The organism is Paenibacillus sp. JT22N1 (assembly GCF_059692155.1).
In genome coordinates this window covers 124,330-141,540 of sequence record NZ_JCAUAW010000012.1, presented here as the reverse complement: position 1 = coordinate 141,540, position 17,211 = coordinate 124,330, and the positions used below count along the sequence as shown (strand labels likewise).

Annotated in this window: 11 protein-coding genes; all 11 read left to right on the top strand. The window is 51.2% G+C overall.

What is annotated here, in order from left to right; genetic code table 11:
• The first annotated feature begins 35 nt into the window (after positions 1 to 35).
• On the top strand, positions 36 to 1,808 hold the full coding sequence (locus tag AC58UU_RS23085) for a sensor histidine kinase (protein ID WP_497319148.1): 1,773 nt from the start codon (positions 36 to 38) through the stop codon (positions 1,806 to 1,808).
• Positions 1,783 to 3,408 carry a response regulator gene (locus AC58UU_RS23080; RefSeq protein ID WP_497319147.1) on the top strand — a complete coding sequence of 542 codons (1,626 nt, stop codon included), beginning with the start codon at positions 1,783 to 1,785 and terminating at the stop codon, positions 3,406 to 3,408. The genes AC58UU_RS23085 and AC58UU_RS23080 overlap by 26 nt, the downstream gene beginning before the upstream one ends.
• A gap of 104 nt (positions 3,409 to 3,512) precedes the next feature.
• Complete coding sequence (locus tag AC58UU_RS23075; protein ID WP_497319145.1) at positions 3,513 to 4,838, top strand: GH39 family glycosyl hydrolase; 1,326 nt, start codon at positions 3,513 to 3,515, stop codon at positions 4,836 to 4,838.
• Between the two features lie 3 nt (positions 4,839 to 4,841).
• On the top strand, positions 4,842 to 6,431 hold the full coding sequence (locus tag AC58UU_RS23070; protein ID WP_497319144.1) for a M81 family metallopeptidase: 1,590 nt from the start codon (positions 4,842 to 4,844) through the stop codon (positions 6,429 to 6,431).
• Complete coding sequence (gene ilvD, locus AC58UU_RS23065; protein ID WP_497319143.1) at positions 6,418 to 8,232, top strand: dihydroxy-acid dehydratase; 1,815 nt, start codon at positions 6,418 to 6,420, stop codon at positions 8,230 to 8,232. Before AC58UU_RS23070 ends, ilvD begins: the two co-directional genes overlap by 14 nt.
• Positions 8,205 to 8,990 carry an SDR family NAD(P)-dependent oxidoreductase gene (locus AC58UU_RS23060; protein ID WP_497319142.1) on the top strand — a complete coding sequence of 262 codons (786 nt, stop codon included), beginning with the start codon at positions 8,205 to 8,207 and terminating at the stop codon, positions 8,988 to 8,990. Before ilvD ends, AC58UU_RS23060 begins: the two co-directional genes overlap by 28 nt.
• A gap of 72 nt (positions 8,991 to 9,062) precedes the next feature.
• Positions 9,063 to 10,391, top strand: coding sequence for an aspartate aminotransferase family protein (locus AC58UU_RS23055; protein ID WP_497319141.1), 1,329 nt, complete (start codon positions 9,063 to 9,065; stop codon positions 10,389 to 10,391).
• Positions 10,392 to 10,449: 58 nt separating this feature from the next.
• Positions 10,450 to 11,334, top strand: coding sequence for an SMP-30/gluconolactonase/LRE family protein (locus AC58UU_RS23050; protein ID WP_497319140.1), 885 nt, complete (start codon positions 10,450 to 10,452; stop codon positions 11,332 to 11,334).
• A 3-nt stretch (positions 11,335 to 11,337) separates the two neighbouring features.
• A complete protein-coding gene (locus AC58UU_RS23045; RefSeq protein WP_497319139.1) occupies positions 11,338 to 11,508 on the top strand; it encodes a hypothetical protein in 171 nt (56 codons plus the stop codon).
• 74 nt (positions 11,509 to 11,582) lie between these two features.
• Positions 11,583 to 15,566 (top strand): CehA/McbA family metallohydrolase, encoded by a 3,984-nt coding sequence (locus tag AC58UU_RS23040; protein WP_497319137.1) that lies wholly within the window; start codon positions 11,583 to 11,585, stop codon positions 15,564 to 15,566.
• A gap of 254 nt (positions 15,567 to 15,820) precedes the next feature.
• A complete protein-coding gene (locus AC58UU_RS23035; protein ID WP_497319136.1) occupies positions 15,821 to 17,185 on the top strand; it encodes an ABC transporter substrate-binding protein in 1,365 nt (454 codons plus the stop codon).
• The last annotated feature ends 26 nt before the right edge of the window (positions 17,186 to 17,211 follow it).

Here is a 17,211-nt window from a genome sequence, read left to right as displayed (position 1 = left end):
ATCAGTGTCTCTACAGAGGGGAAAGGTGAGCAGCATTGGATAAGAAGGTTACGATATTCACGAAGATCGTTGTGATGATTATAGGCTTGTTGGTGCCCGTAATGCTCTTATTTGCATTGTCCAACCAGACGGCGGTTCGTGTCTTGGAAGATGAAATGAAAACGAACAATTTGAATAAGCTTCGGTTTCTTTATCAACAAATGGAGGCGAAAATCGATCAAATCTCCATGAATTCCATTGCGATGTCGAATGACGCAGCTATACGTGAATTGGAATATCAGCATCAATCCGGCTCTTATTACGAACGGGAGAGGCTTCTCCAGATGCTTCTGGATAATATTACACTCCAGTCTGGGATCAGCGGGTGGATGACGGACATTACCGTCTACTCACGGCTCACGAAGGATATCATCTCGACCTCCAGCACATCCGTTGATTTGAAAGAGAATCTTCTGCTCAGTCAGATTGCGAAGGGCTGGAATTATGCAACGATGGATAACGGGAAAGCCGTGAAGCCCGAGTTTGTTTGGTATGCGGTGCATCCGATTACAGCGTTTGAGAAGCCTTCAGAAGCAAAACTGATTGTCAAAACATCGTTTTCGCCTTCATATCTGCAGGATCTGCTGGATCAATATAAAGCGGACGGGCAGGGCGATCCGTTCTTATATCATCCTGAGCATGGAGTTATTGCTAACCGAACGCTGAACCCGGCCAACTCGGCCGATTTAATAAAGTATCTCGATAGCCAGACGATGGTGAACTCGAACATTCATTTCACGGTGGAGATGAACGGCAGAAAGTCTCTCGCCAGTTACATGAAGCTTAATAACTTGGGCTGGTATTTGGTGGACACCGTGCCGCTTGAGGATATTTTGACGCCGGTGGTCAAAATGCGCAATTTATTCTACGGTTCAACGTTTCTCCTGCTCTTGCTCAGCTTGTTCGCCTCGTACATGCTGTACCGCAATGTGCAGGTTCCTATTCGTGCACTGGTTTTACATGTACAGCGAATTAAACACGGGGATTACTCCTCTCGGGTCAAGCTTAACGGCGGGACAGAGTTCAGCTTTCTGATCGTACGATTTAACGAGATGGCGGAACAAATCCAAGATCTGCTGGAGAAAGTGGTCGCCGAGCAATTGCGATCCCGGGAAGCTGTGCTCAAGCAGCTGCAGTCACAAATCAATCCACACTTCCTTTATAATTGCCTGTTTTATATTAAAAACATGGCACGGATGGGGGACGAGGAGTCAGTCGTTGCGATGGCTTTAAACTTAGGAGAATACTTCCGGTACACGACTAGGCTTGGTAACCAGTCATCCACTTTGGAGGAAGAACTGTCTCTGATCGTGAATTATCTGGAAATCCAAAACCTGCGCATGCGAAGAATCGCTTACGAAGTAGATGTTCCCGAGGAAATGAAAAGTCTTGTAGTTCCGCGCCTTTTGCTGCAGCCGTTGGTCGAGAACGCCATCCTTCACGGTATCGAGCCTAAGGACGGCAAGGGGAAGGTGAGCATTACCGGAGAGTCGGGCGTTGGGGAATACCGTTTGATCGTGACCGACGACGGTATCGGGATGGATCAGGAAGAGCTCATCTATATGAAGCGGGCCGTAAACCGGAGCGAAAATGAGGACGAGAACGGCATCGGCTTTGGACTATGGAACGTAAATCAGCGGGTAAAGCTTATGTATAGGGATGGATCAGGTTTATTCTTTGCACACGGACCGGAAGGCGGCGTGAGGGTGATGATCGTGCTTCGTACAGGAGAGGGGGATTCGCATGTATCAGCTGCTGATCGTAGATGATGAGCCGTCGGTTGTCGATACGATCGCCCATACGCTTCCGTGGGCAGAGCTCGGCATCGAGGATGTCCTGTGTGCTTATTCGGGACGCGAGGCGCTCGAGCTCATCAAGAAGCAAGTCGTGGATATCGTCGTTACCGATATTCGCATGCCCGGTATGGACGGCATTCAGCTCATGGAGCAAATTATCAAATTTTCGAAGGACACTCAAATTATCCTGTTAACGGGCTACGCCGAGTTCAAATATGCCAAACGGGCACTTCAGCTCGGTGCGGTGGACTATTTGCTTAAGCCAGTCAGTGACGACAAATTGGCGGAGTCGATCCGAAGCATAACCCGTAAGCTGACGGTTGAAGGGGAAGAGGCGGCTTCCTATCAGCGGGCTGCGCAATTCTTGAAGGAGCACCAGCCAGCTTTAAAGTCAGAAGTGCTGGCTAATATGCTGGAAGAGAGTAGATTTGAGGCGGAGGACAGTCTGGCCATGATGGGCATCCCATTTTTCCAAGGGGATGAGGTACCGCTAGTGTTAATCCGGCAGGAAGGGCGGTTCACCCGGTATAACCGGAGAGATCGTTTGCTGATGGAATTCTCGATCTGCAATATGGCCGAGGAATCGCTGGGACCGTATTTCGAGATCTGGTCTTGCCGAGACAGCCATGACTATTTGGTGCTCGCGCTTAAGGCCAAGGAGGCTCCGGATACAGAGGAAGTAATGCACCTGCTTCCGCGCTTGTGCAGCCAGCTGCAGCATAATGTCAAGCGCTATTTGCAGGGGGACATTTCCATTGTTATCGGCAATTCGGTATGCTTCCCGAATGATATGGCAACTGGCTATCAATCCGTTCTGAAAACGATGCGGCGCCGAATCGGCAAGGACGTCGGTCTGCTAATGACGGTCAATGACCCAGAAGAGAATCGGAAGGTTTCTGTATTGAAAACGCTTCATGAGGCGCCCTCCCTCAATCACTTATTCGAGGCGGGAATGTGGGAGGAAGCAGCCCGCAAGCTGGACGCAGTGTCGGACGAATTGGATCAAGCCTGGGACGATTCGCCGGAGTTGCTGGCCGAATGGTATCATACCCTCGTTTCGGCGATCTATCGTTTTGCCCACATGAATGGAGAAACGCTCGCCCAGCTGCTTGAACGCATCGGGGAGATGGAAGGCATTCCGGACATGCGTGCATTGCTGTCTGTCCAGCGGATGAGGGAATGGGCGGTGAGCCTGTGCAGGAAGTTAGCCAGCGACAATACAGAGGACATTCGCAGCTCGCGTGCATTGGTGATCAGTCAGGTAAAGGATTTCATTCATGAGCATTTATCGGAGGACGTGTCTCTGCATATCCTTGCTGACCGGGTAAACCTGCATCCCGTTTACCTGTCGAAGGTGTTCAAGCTAGAGACCGGTGAAGGGCTCAAGGAATATTTGCACCGGGTGAGAATGGAGAAAGCCGTCCACCTCCTTAAGAAAAGCGATGCGAAAATCTATGAAATTACAGCCGCTGTCGGCTATTTGAATACGCCGTATTTTATCAAGGTATTTAAGAAGGAGTTTGGCATGACCCCGCAGGAATACCGGGATCATCATGCCGTAAGGCAGCTGTGATTTTATCAAAACGTTATTGTAGAGCAGGATTTGCTCTACGTCGTAATATCTGACAGAAGTTACGTTATGGATTCAAGTCTTTAATAAAGTAGGAGGTCTCAGCTATGTCCGATATCAACATTTCATTGAGTCATTCAGCTGGAGAAATCAAGGCTATCCATGGGGTCAACAACGGACCGGTCTGCTACGGCTCGCTCATTGATGTATCCCATTATTACATAGAGGCGGGAATTCCGCTGGTCCGCATCCATGATCCCAACTGGCCTCATGCCTGGGAGGTGGATATTCATACCATTTTCCCTGATTTCAGCAAAGACCCGCAGGACCCGCAATATTACGATTTCTCGCGCACGGATGAATATTTGCGTACGATTCTGGAGACAGGGGCGAAAATTGTTTACCGGCTTGGCGAAAGCATCGAGCACACCAAGCAGAAGTATTACGTTCATCCGCCGGCCGATTATCAGAAATGGACCCAGGTTTGCGTCAATATCATCCGCCATTATAACGAAGGCTGGGCTGACGGTTATCACTACGATATCCGGTATTGGGAGGTTTGGAACGAGCCGGATTTGGACGAACGGATGTGGTCCGGCACTCCGCTTCAGCTGTTTGAGCTGTATGAGGTGACCGTAAAGACCATTAAAGCGTATGACCCCACCCTGAAGGTAGGAGGCTATGCGGCGGCCCGGCCTACACTGCCGTTCTTGACAGATTTCCTGGCCTACTGCCAGGAGCGTAGTTTGCCGCTCGATTTCTTCACTTGGCATACGTATACCGGCAATCCCCATAAAATCGTGGAGCACGCCCATCATGTACGCGCCGAGCTCGACCGGCATGGCTACTCGGAGACCGAAAGCCACTTGAATGAGTGGAATTACCTGGAGACGGATTTTACGAAAATCTGGCATCGCGGAAATGAATATGTACGCAAGAGTAACTTTGACAGGCAAAAGAATGCGCACGGCGCAGCCTTTACCTCTACCGTGTTGACGCTGCTTCAGGATTGTCCTGTGGACGCCGCCAATTACTACGACGGTCAACCGACAGCCTTATTCTGCGGCCTGTTTGATTACCACGGGGTACCGCAGAAGCCCTACTATAGCTTTAAGGCGTTCCAACGGATGACAAAGTATGCTGAACGTGTGCAGACGCTCGTCGATGACAAAGCGACTAATGTGTCTTGCTTGGCCGGGCTGAACGGAGCGGGGGGCGGCGCTGCATTGATTACTAGCTACGGTGGCAATGCAAGGCTGCATACGATTGGATTTGAGGGGATGCAGGGGCCAAGCACGGTTCGCATCTATACGGTAGACGACGATCATCGGCTCGATCTGCGGGAAGAGCGCATCGTGTCGGATGGCCAGCTCGTATGGTTTCTTCCTTCCTATAGCGTGACCTTGCTCGAATGGTCGCCTCTGGAGGTGTAGCGCTTGGGTCGTGGCAAGGGCAAGAAGGTATTGATCGGGAGTCTGATTCAGGAAAGCAACACATTTACTCCTGCGCGAAGCAGTATGGAGGAATTTTATCGGCACCACTGGGTAATAGGCGAAACGATCCGGGATATCCGGACGGAAAATGAACTGTGGGGATTTATGCGGGAGGCAGTCGAGGAGGGCATCGAGGTCATTCCTGTTCTAGCCGCAAATGCAGTATCCTCCGGAATGCTGAGGGCTCAGGCGTTTACAGAGCTGAAAACATCGCTTCGCGAGCTGCTTCAGACTGCGTTTCGGGATGCCGGAAGCTGCGACGGAGTGTATTTCGCCTTGCACGGGGCTATGGTTTCTGAGGATTGCGATGATACGGAGGGCGAACTGATCGCGCTGATCCGGCAGTGTATCGGACCGGACATCCCCTTGGTCATCTCCTTGGATTTGCATGCGAATGTCACACGAAGCATGGTGCGTCATGTGGATGGACTTATCGGGTTCCGTACCTATCCGCACACAGACTTCGCTGAGACGGGGCGCCGGGCGGCTAAGCTGCTGTTTGCCACTATTCGCGGCGAGATCGAACCGATCGTTATTATGCGGAAGCTGCCCCTGATCGTTCCTGCGGAAAACAGCCAATCGACCTCCGGACCGTTTGCCGAGATGTGGGCGGAAGCAGAGGCAGGCGAGGTCCGGGGGGACTCCTTTGTAACCTCGTTATTTCCAGTCCAGCCCTGGCTTGATATCGAAGAAATGGGCAGCGCCGTGGTGATCGTCGGCGATGCCCGCCGCAAAGAAGCCGCCGCCCGGGAGGCGGAGCGTCTGGCATCGCTCTTCTGGGAGAAGAGGAAGGAATTCGATATTCGGTTATATAGCGTGCAGGAGGTCGTGGAAAAGCTGCAGCAGCTGCATCCTGGGGAGGGCCAGATGGTCGTCTCAGATTCGGCGGACAGCCCTAGTGCTGGTTCGCTAGGGGACAGCAATGCCGTGCTGCAAGGACTTCTCGCTAGTGGAATACACGAATCGTATAGCTGCCTGCTCACGATGGTAGACGCGCCTGCCGTTCTGAAGGCCATTGCCTCCGGCGTAGGGCAGGAGGTTACACTTTCGCTTGGCGGCTCTGTATCCAGTATGGATTCGAATCGGAACATCAGGCCAATCGAGGTGAAAGGCCTCGTCCGAAGAATCGGCGATGGGCGATTTTTCCTGAAGGGCGGCTATGCCAAGAATACGGAAGCGTTCATGGGACGCTGCGTCGTATTCGACATCGGGCGTATATCAGTGCTAATTACGGAACGCGCCACCTTCTCCGGAGATCCGAGCATGTATCGAAGCATGGGGCTGGAACCGGTTGAGGCAGATCTGGTGCTGGTCAAATCTGCGAACCAATTCCGGGCCGATTACGGAAAGATGACCCGTCATATTTATATTCTCGATACCCCCGGGTACAGCACGGCTAACATCAAGTCCCTATCGTTTCGAAAAATTGCACGGCCCTTCTATCCGTTTGATGACGTAGCAGATTGGACGGAGCATCCGTTATACGGGATGACTTGCCAGAAGAGAGAGGACGAAGACAATGAACGGTCATGATCGAGTAGAATGCGGTGCAGCAAGCGAGCCTGCGCAGAAGAAGGAGCATGAGTCGAATATGGATGTTGAGCTTAATAGCCAAAAGACCCGCAAAATCAGCTTTGAGGGCGACGCGCTGCGCATGTCGATGGATTGGACAGTAGAGGACCTGGATAAGGTGCAGGTACTCGTGGAAAGCACGAATGGAGCGAGCCACCCAAGCTCCTACCACCTCGGAGAACTTGTAACAGAGATCGAGAAAGGCGTATTCCAGAGCGGCGGTAAGCCGGCGATCTATACCACGACGGACATTTGCGACGGCGTGGCTCAGGCGCACAATGGGATGCACTATTCGCTGCCGTCGCGAGATATGATCGCTTCGATGGTGGAGATTCATGCGCTTGCGACCCCGTTCGATGCCATGGTATTGACCTCGGCTGGTGATAAAGCCGTTCCAGCGCACCTCATGGCCATCGCACGGCTCAACATTCCGGCCATTCATGTGCCTGGTGGTGCGATGAGTGCAGGTCCATGCTTGCGGAGCAACGAAGAACTGTGGCATATGAGTGTGGAAGTAGAAAAGAACAAGATGACGAAAGAGGAGTTCCTTGCTTTCCAGCGTGCCTGCTGTCCGACCTGCGGTGCCTGTCAATATATGGGCACTGCAGCGACAATGCAGGTTATGGCCGAGGCACTGGGGCTCGCTCTCCCGTGGACGGCGCTCATTCCTGCCGTCAATGCTGAGATCCGGAGAGCTTCGCGGGCAGCTGGGCAGCAGATAATGCGGCTGATGAAGCTGAACCTCAGACCGTCCGATATCTTGACGCCTAAGGCGTTTGAGAATGCGATCATGGTGCATTCGGCGATCGGCGGCTCTTTGAACGCTGTGATGCACCTGATAGCGATCGCTCAGGAAGCGGGGATTGAGCTGAACGCCGCCCGGTTTGATGAAATTCATCGCAGCATTCCGGTTCTGGTCGATACGAAGACTGCCGGACATTATCCGACGGAGTTGTTCTGGTATGCCGGCGGAGTACCGGCGGTCATGGAGGAGCTGCGCGATTATCTTCACTTGGATGTCATGACCGTTACGGGGAAGACGCTCGGGGAAAATCTCGAGCAGTATCGGAGCAATGAGATGAGGTCCTTCGCGGAGATGTTTCTTGCTAACTATAAGCTGAACCGACGGGATTTAATTTATTCCATCCGCAAGCCGCTGAAGGCGGAGGGCTCCCTTGCGGTGCTGCAAGGCAGCCTGGCTCCTGAAGGCGCAACCGTGAAAAAGTTCGCCGTAGCCGATTCGATGCAGGTGCATCAAGGCCCGGCGAGGGTCTTCGACAGCGAGCGTGAAGCAGTTGACGCCTTGACTCAAAAGCACATTCAACCAGGCGATGTGGTGATCATCCGTTATCAGGGCCCTAAAGCAGTTGGGATGCCTGAAATGTTCTTCATGTCGGAGCTGATCGCTTCCGACCCGGTGCTTTCCCATACGACGTCCCTCGTTACGGACGGCCGTTTTTCCGGGGCTACACGCGGGCCATGCGTAGGCTATCTCGGTCCGGAGGCGCTTGACGGCGGACCGATAGCGGTAGTTGAAGACGGAGATCTGGTCCGCATCGATATTCCGAATCGAACGATTGACGTCGTGGGGATCCGAGGCGAAGAGTGCACAGCGGAAGAAGTAAAACGGGAGCTTACAGATCGATTTGCGAAGTGGTCACCGCCGGTGATTCGTCACAAAGGGATTTTGGGGCAGTACACAAAGCTAGCCCGGCCGGCCTTACAGGGCGGGTCGTGCTCTACAGGGGGAGCAGACAGATGAAATTGCAGGGAAAAACAGCCATTATTACCGGCTCATCTCGTTCCATCGGTGCAGCGGTTGCAAAGTGCTATGCGAGAGAAGGGGCCAATGTCGTTGTAAATTACCGTTCTCATCCCGAGCTCGCGGAACGTGTGGTGGAAGAAATCTGTGCTTTCGGCGGAGAAGCCTTCGCCTTCGGGGCGGATGTCTCGAAGGAGGATGATGTCGAGGCCATGGTGAAGGAAACGGTCAAGCGCTATGGGACCGTGGATATTCTCGTGAATAATGCTGCGATGGATCCGCGCAAAACGTGGTACGAAATTACTGCCGAGGAGTGGGACTCTATTATGGGAGTAAACGTCCGCTCGCAGTTTCTGTGTGCGAAGGCTGTGTTTCCATATATGCGGCAGCAGCAGTACGGTAAGGTCATCAATGTGTCGTCAGTTACCTTTTTCACAGGTCAAAAGCAATTTCTGCACTACGTCACCTCGAAGGGGGCGATTATCGGGTTTACCCGCGCCTTGGCGCGTGAAGTGGGGGAGCATAACATCACCGTTAACTGCATCACCCCAGGCGCCGTTTTGACCGAGACGGAATACGAGAAGGTCAGTGAGGAAACGATCCGAGAGAGCGGGGAGTTTCTGGCCAAAGCACAATGCTTCTCCCGTCGGGAGACGGCCGCAGATGTCGAAGGAGCCTTCCTCTTCCTCGCTTCCAAGGACAGCGATTTCATATCAGGCCAAACGCTTAATGTCGACGGCGGTTGGATGATGCATTAACTAACACGACAAGAGAGCCTAATAGTAAGTGCTTTAGGTAATCCGCGAGCTTCCATAGAAGGAGAGATGATGATGGCAGGCTTTGAGCAATCGAAATTTGAGAAATCAAAACGGAAATATGCTGAATCGCAGCAAGTACTTTCCGGTGGCGTCGCTAGTTCGCTGCGTTCAGCGATGAAGCCGACGCCGTTGTTCGCCGAGTCCGGCGAAGGACCGCGTATTTTGGATATCGACGGCAACGAATATATTGATTACTTGCTGGCATACGGGCCTTTAATCCTTGGTCATGCCCATCCAACCCTTACGGACGGGGTGCTTGCAGCATTGAAGAAGAGCCCATGCTTCGGCCTTCAACATGAGGGAGAAATCCAATTGGCTCGCCTCCTGACAGAGGTGCTCCCGTGCGCCGAACAAGTTGCATTGAGTGGCTCCGGCACGGAGGCGGTCATGCTAGCGCTAAGGCTTGCGCGGGCCCACACAGGGCGGCCGAAGATTGTTCGTTTTCACGGACACTATCATGGCTGGTCGGACTCCATTTTTACTTCGTTTCCTAGCGCCGACATGCGCCAATCTGGCGGGGCTGCCGGTGTGCAGGCTGAACGAATTCTTCCTGGCACGGGCGGGCAAAGCGACAACAGTTTGCAGGACGTGATCCTGCTGCCTTGGAATGAACCCGAAGCGTTAGAGCAAACCTTACGAGAACACAAGGATGAGATTGCTGCCGTCATCTCCGAACCGATCATGTGCAACTCCGGTTGTATCAAACCTAAACCCGGTTATCTGGAGCTTATGCGGGAGCTGACCTCGAAGCTTGGCATCGTGATGATTCTAGATGAAGTAATTACGGGCTTTCGTCTTGGACTCGGAGGCGCGCATGGAAAGTTTAATCTAAACCCGGATCTCGTTACGGTAGGGAAAGCGATGGGTGGCGGCATTGCCATAAGTGCGGTTGGCGGACGCAGAGAGATTATGAAGCTGATCGAAGATGGAACTGTGAGTCATCTTGGCACGCTGAACGGCAATGGAGTGGCAGTAGCAGCGGCACTGGCTACTGTAGAGGAGCTCGCCAAAGACGGCGGAGCTGCATACAGCCATATGGAGCAAACGGCCGATCAGCTGGTCGCCGGAATCCGATCCACTCTCGCCAAGCATGGTATTCCCAGTGTGATCAATCATGTGGGTCCTGTGTTCCATATGATGTTCACGACGGAGACACAAGTGGAACACTTTGATACCTTTAACAAGCGAGATGGAGCAATGTACAGCCGTTTCGCTGAAAAAATGCTAGAGCGCGGCGTGCTTATTCGGCCTAATGGTCTTTGGTACGTATCGGCAGTTCACGGTGAACGGGAGATACAAGAAACCGTCCGTGCGGTGGAAAGCGCGTTAGCCGCGCTTTAATGAGGCTCGACTGCTAGATGAATGCGCCAATGATGCTAAGCGGGAGGAGAATTGCTGGATGGAGAAACTGACCGACGGTCTGCAGGTGGCCGTGAAACGTCCTACTCTCCTAGGGGAGGGGGCTGTCTGGGATGCGGCGGCGAGCTTGCTTTACTGGGTTGACATCCTTGGACAGAAGGTGTTTATTTACAATCCGGTTACCGACATGAATCGGGAGATTGATGTAGGCCAGCCGGTTGGGGCTGTCGTGCCGAGAGCATCTGGCGGCCTTTTACTGGCCATGAAAGACGGTTTCTATGCATTTGATAAGAAATTGGAGCTGCTTACTTCTATTATTAACCCGGAAAGTCATCAAGGAGCGAACCGTTTTAACGATGGTAAGTGCGATCCGGCCGGCAGATTCTGGGCTGGAACGATGACGAATGATTCCAGCCCTGGGGGCGCGTTATACAGGCTAGATACTGACATGTCTGTGACTAAGGTTCTCACAGGCATCACCTGCTCCAATGGCCTAACATGGAGCCCCGACAAGAAGAACATGTATTACATCGATTCGCCAACACGTGAAGTATGGAGCTTTGATTACGACGAGGTTACAGGAAACATCAGTGGACAGCGTACGGCGGTCACCATTTCCAAGGAGGAGGGCGTTCCTGATGGAATGACCATCGACGAAGAGGGGATGATTTGGGTTGCCCATTGGGACGGCGGTATCGTTTCACGGTGGAATCCGCATACCGGCGATCGGTTGGATACCATCCATGTGCCGTCGCCTCAGGTCACTTCCTGCGCATTTGGCGGTGCAAACCTGGATACCCTTTACATCACGACGGCCAGCGTCGAAGTATACGAGTCTGATAGGGCGGAGTATCCTTTAGCAGGTTCTCTATTCCAAATCAAAACTAAAACAAGGGGGATTCCCGGATTCTCCTTTCGGGCATAAACTGTGAAAATTGTCACCATCCGTAAACATGACCGATTTCAAGTGGGGATTAAGACGGAGCGTGGTGTTCTAGTTGATCCCGAACCGAATAGAACGATTGAGCAGTTAATTCAAGGCTTAAAACATGACGATATAGACTCGAATTCCCTTGATCGCTCTAGTAAGAGATATTAAGGGTGTTTTTTCGCATACCTACTTGTAACAACACGATCCGCCTGCAGCAAGTCATAACAAAGGGAGGGACCTTCATGCTCAAACGAATGTTAACGCAAGGCTCGGCTGCAACGTTACTCACCCTGTTTATAGTTCTAGCATGTCTGATCACAACGGAACAAGCCAATGCAGCGGTAAATCAGACAACGGCAGGAGTCACGAACGAAGATCCGGGATTTACCTATGGCCCTGTCTCAAGGGACTGGATCGAGGGTAGAGATTATTACTACATAGAGAATAATGAGATCAAGCTGACAATCGGCACGAACCATCTGGCTACTAGGGATACGGTGGACTTCAGCGACAATAAGTCGGGAAACAACAAGTGGGGAACCTTAACGCCAGGACATATTATGGATGCGGCCCCTAAGTTCAACCGCCGAGATAACCTGGATTATACGGAGTTTGTGCTTAGTAAAAACTTAGCCCGCACATGGTGGTATCCGCTAGAGAAGCTAAGCATGCCCGACATTCAAGTGTCGGACAACTCGATTGTATCCAAAGGCGCGTGGGACAGCGATTCCAGCATTAAAGCACAGGTCACCTATTCTATCGTAGAGAATTCCCCTTTAATTCAAATGAAGGTGAAGCTAACTAATGAGGGGACTGCCGCCTTCGCCGGTCACTTGGCTTATATCATCGATCCAGAAGAGACGTTGGAGCAGCAAAGCTATGTACCTGGCTGGGGGTGGAGAGGTGGTCAAGCCAGCGCATATATCACTTCGGGCTGGAACAAGAACTATATTTTCAATGGGATACAGGATAAGTACACTGGAAATACGGCTCAAGCCATCCTGTGGCCGAATAACCAGCAGCCTTCGGCACTTATTCCGGAAGGTTACATCACCGGAGCATGGTTTAAGGTGAACTTGGCCCCGAAGGAGACGAAGGAGCTTATCATCTACCATCTTCCGCATAACCCGTCTCCGGCATATGAGTCCTATAAGACCGCGGAATTATGGGCGGATGTAATTCGAAACGGCATCGACCCTGCGGTGATCGGTACGATATCAGGAACCGTAACAGATGCCCGGGGCAAGCCTTCTCCTGGTGTTGAGATCAAATTCCAAACCGTAACCGGTAGCACCTATGCTGCCGCCACTACCGATAGCAGAGGAATGTACAGTGTGTATACGGTTACTGGTAATGTTTACAGCCTTAGCGCAACGAACGGAATCGATCGCTTTGAGCTGGATCTGACCGACGTGCTCACAGAGCCTAAGGCAAAGATCGATTTTACCATGGAGGCTCCTGTCCAAGAAATCGTTACCGGCGTAACTAAAGGAGATCCAGGCTTCACTTATGATGGGACCTCTAGGGACTGGTGGGTAAGCAACGATTATTATTACATGGAAAGCCCCGATATCAAGTTTACCGTAGGTACGGTAAGGACTGCCGGCAAGGACCCGAAAGACTGGACTGATAACGCGTCGGGCAACAGCAAGTGGGGGACGCTGACACCCGGCCATATCATGGACGCGGTTCCTATGCAGAACAAACAAGAGAACATGGACTTTACGGAATTCGTCTTGAGCGACGATCTTGGTGTGATGCCGGAGGATGAGGCGAGCGGTAAGTATATGGAATGGTCATGGTTCCACCCGTTGAACAAGCTGGAATTTCCGCAGATAAGCAGGACGGATAACAGCATCGTCGCAGCCGGAGACTGGGACAAGAACGATAAGATGAAATCGTCTGTCCAGTATTCTATCGTTGAAGGAACCCCCTTGATCCAAATGGAAATCACGCTGAATAACCAGACGGGTGCCGATTTCAATGGGAACTTAGGGTACATCATCGACCCAGATCAGCCGGGGGAGCAGCACAGTTACTTACCTGGTGCAAGCTGGGTGTACAGCCAGGAGAAAAGTACGGTTAAGAGCGGCTGGACGGAGAACTACGTGTTCAGCGGAATCAACAATTCATTTACAGGAAAAACCGCGCATGCCATCATATGGCCTGAGGACCAGCAGCCAAACAGCGTCATACACGAGGGGATCTGGATAGGAGCCTGGTTCGATGCGTCCATACCGAACGGACAGAGCAAGACCTATAGGCTCTACCATATGCCGCATATCGCTGGCCCGGCCGATAAGCCGTATGCCGCAGCCGAATTCTGGGCAAGGTTCATCCGTGAGCACGGCGAAGCAGAGAATTACGGAAGCGTTACAGGAACTGTAACCACCGAAACAGGAGAACCGGTGACCTTTACGGAGGTCATGTTAACGGACAGCCAAGGGAGCATATACGGTAGAACAGTTACGAACGGTCAAGGCAAGTACCAGCTGTTCGCTCGGAAGGGCATCTATGGCATCACTCCAGTAAGCGGTGAGTTCTCCGTGGAGGGAAAGAGCATACAGCTTGCAGATACGCGGAGGATTCAGGCGGATTTCGTGATGAAGAAGTACGCGGACATCAGCATCAGCATGCCTTCGGAGCTTACGGTTACAGCACCGTTTGATATTACCGTTACAGTAAAAAATGTGACCAAAGATGCGCTACAGCAATTACAGGTTGAGGTTATACCGCCGTATTTTGTTCATCTGCTTGATGAAAACGCAGTGATAATCCCTGTTGTGGAAGCACAGTCGCAGGTTGAGATTAAGGTCAAGGCGGTTGCGCTGGAAGGCGGAAGAGCAGCCATGCGGGCCAACGTCTCGGCAAGCCTGTTCAACATAACTAGAATAGGCAGCTTCGACGTTAAGGGTGCGGGATATTATGGGGGTGACAACCATACACACACGAAAAATAGCGACGGTGTTCATACGACTGCCGAGAACGCGAACAGCGTGTATAACAAAAGGCTGCTTTCCTGGGTATGGAACGTAGAACATAATCTATTCTTTAAGCAAGATGCGGATAACGTCACCCAGAGCTATGGTGGCCGTTTCCTAAGCCTTGCTGGCTCTGAGCTTACGACGAGTGTAGGTCATGCGCTGGTTTACGGGCTGGACGCCGCCCCTCGATATGACATTAACAATTCGGGGACCGGATACAGCTGGCAGGACAGCATCAATGAAGTGACAGGTCAAGGCGGATTGTTCTATTTCGCTCATCCGTTCGATAACAAGTATACGTTAGAGGATCCGTACCGCTGGAGAGACTTCACCGGCATTGAGGTATGGAACGGCACCTTCCATGCGCTGGACAACGGCGTCAATGAGCGGGCATTCAAGTTCTGGGACGAAATCAATATCCGTGGCGATGCGAAATATTACGGATTCGCCAATACGGACGGCCATACGAAGGATAAGGTAGGCGATACGTACAGCAAGGGTCTGATGCAGGGCCTCACCGGGGACAATGTACTCGAGTTGCTGAAAACCGGAGCATACTTTGGCTCCAATGGCCCGGAGTTAAGGTTCAGTATCGACGGTGTCGATATGGGCGGGACGCTGCACATCGAAGGCGACGGCGTCGCACAGCTTCATATTCAGGCATTCGATCCTAACTCCAATCTGAGCCGTGTGCGCGTGATCAAATATCCAGTCACGGGCAGCATAGACGACTACTCCAGAAGAGAGGTCGTCCTTGAGGAAGACCTGTCGGGCTTGTTCACGAATACATTTATGAAGACGGTAGCACTGCCTGTGACAGCTCAGGAGTTTTACCGAATGGAGGTTTTTAGCGAGAAAGCCAATGAGAGCAGCTCGGGCATAGGCCCTCTCACTGGCACTGGCTTTGCGTTCTCCAACCCTATCTGGGTAGAAACCACCAAGAGCTCGAATGCTGCGGCTATCGAATTTATCTCGTACAAAAATAAAAACAAATTTGAAGTAACGAACAAGTTTGGAATAAGTACTCTTGCGATCGACGATAAGGCTATGGATCTAAAGAAGCTGGAAGTGGAAGTAAGCAACGGTGCGGCCGTAACTGCTACAAGTTTCGCCGAATTAAACGAGGGCGATCCTTCCGTGGGGCTCCTTACGATTAACGTGATGGCGAAGGACGGCACACAGAACGAATTCACATACTTGGTTTTGGTTCAGAAAGACGGAGCCTATCGAAAACGAGGATAACTACACGTATTATTCGTTTTCGAGATGGGCGAATGTATGAGGATGTATCATGAGTTTTTGCAAGGCAAATGGAGAAATAAAGATTGCCTCTTATCCGACCTTCCAGGCGAGATAATTGGTAATCTTTTTACGTTCTGAGCAAAATTTGGAGCGAACAAAATATTTACGGGTGCGCCCAAAAATAATCCATTCATCCTGAATCCCCCGTCGGGCTATAATCAAAATGTAAACGGATTCAATGAAGGAGGAGCGACATGTCCAAACTAAAAAAAGCGATGTCATTGCCAGTTGTTTTCTCACTCGTATTTGCAGCTGCGGGCTGCAGCAGTCCAAGTAACAATGCCAGTTCGAATGCGACTCCAGTGAGCGGCAGTACTACGGCTCCAACCACACAAAACGCAGATGCATCGAAATCGGGGGAGCAAAGCAATGCCAAAAAGACGAAATTGATCTTTTGGGACAAGTCGGAATACGTGAAGGAATATAATGATTCGCAAAAAGAAAGAGTGGCGCAATTCGCTAAGGAGTTCAATGTCGATGTGGAGTATGTCGCGATCCCGCCGGCAGATTTAAAAACCAAGCTGCTTGCGGCAGTGGAAGCGGGGAACCCGCCTGATTTGCTGCTAGCTGACGATTTTGTCGCGAAACAATTCGTGGGCAATAATCAATTGGTGGAAATTTCGGATATCTTAAAGAAATATGATTTCCGGGAAGATTCCAAGAAATATGCCTATGCGTTAGAAGGTTGGTTTGAGGTTCCGGTTTATCATAATCCTAACGTTATGTATGTGCGAAAAGATAAGGTGGCAGAAAAGAATCTGGAGCTTCCGAAAACGTGGGATGATGTAAAGAAAGTGGCAAAAGCGATCAACGACCCGAAAAATAATTTTTATGGGCTTGGATTTCAGCTTGGAGGCGGCGGAGACTCGAATGGCCGGATCGAAAACTTAATTAGAACGTTCGGCACGGACTTGGTGGATAAGGACGGTAAAGTTACGGTCAATACGGCGGATGCTTTGGAAGCACTCAAATATGACGCCAGTTTCTTCACGGAAAAATTGACGCCTCCTGGCGCCGTAACAGGCGATGACTCATGGAACAATACGGCATATTTGAATGGTCAAGTAGGGATCATTTTTAACTCCAGCAGCGTATATGCGGCTATGAGAAAAGAGAAACCGGAATTGCTTAACAACACGCAGATCATGCCTTGGCCAGCCGGTCCAAAAAGACAATTTGGTTCAGGCGGCGGTACCGTGTTCGTCATGTTCAACAAGGGCAAAAATATTGATAACGCCAAAAAATACATTGATTATTTCTTCAACAAAGATTTTTATGGAAAGCTGATCGAGAAGTTAAATGGATTGGCTGTGCCGGTATTGAACGGATTTGAAAATACGGAGTTTTGGCAAAAGCCGGAAAATAAAGGCTGGTTCAACGCTACGAAAAATATTGTTCCGCTTGGTGATCCAGGACCTCCGGATGCGCGCGCTTCTCAAGTCATCAGCGAATACATTTTACCCAAAGCTGTTCAAAGTATTGTCGTAAATAACACAGATCCGAAAAAAGCGCTTGATGAGATTGATAAAGGCTACAAGAAAGTTTACGAGAAAAAATAAAACGAACATAAATCCTAACTGACGTA

Coding starts and splice junctions, on each gene's coding strand:
- AC58UU_RS23080 (WP_497319147.1), top strand. CDS start 1,783: ATGTATCAGCTGCTGATCGTAGATGATGAGCCGTCGGTTGTCGATACG.
- AC58UU_RS23075 (WP_497319145.1), top strand. CDS start 3,513: ATGTCCGATATCAACATTTCATTGAGTCATTCAGCTGGAGAAATCAAG.
- ilvD (WP_497319143.1), top strand. CDS start 6,418: ATGAACGGTCATGATCGAGTAGAATGCGGTGCAGCAAGCGAGCCTGCG.
- AC58UU_RS23055 (WP_497319141.1), top strand. CDS start 9,063: ATGGCAGGCTTTGAGCAATCGAAATTTGAGAAATCAAAACGGAAATAT.
- AC58UU_RS23050 (WP_497319140.1), top strand. CDS start 10,450: ATGGAGAAACTGACCGACGGTCTGCAGGTGGCCGTGAAACGTCCTACT.
- AC58UU_RS23040 (WP_497319137.1), top strand. CDS start 11,583: ATGCTCAAACGAATGTTAACGCAAGGCTCGGCTGCAACGTTACTCACC.
- AC58UU_RS23035 (WP_497319136.1), top strand. CDS start 15,821: ATGTCCAAACTAAAAAAAGCGATGTCATTGCCAGTTGTTTTCTCACTC.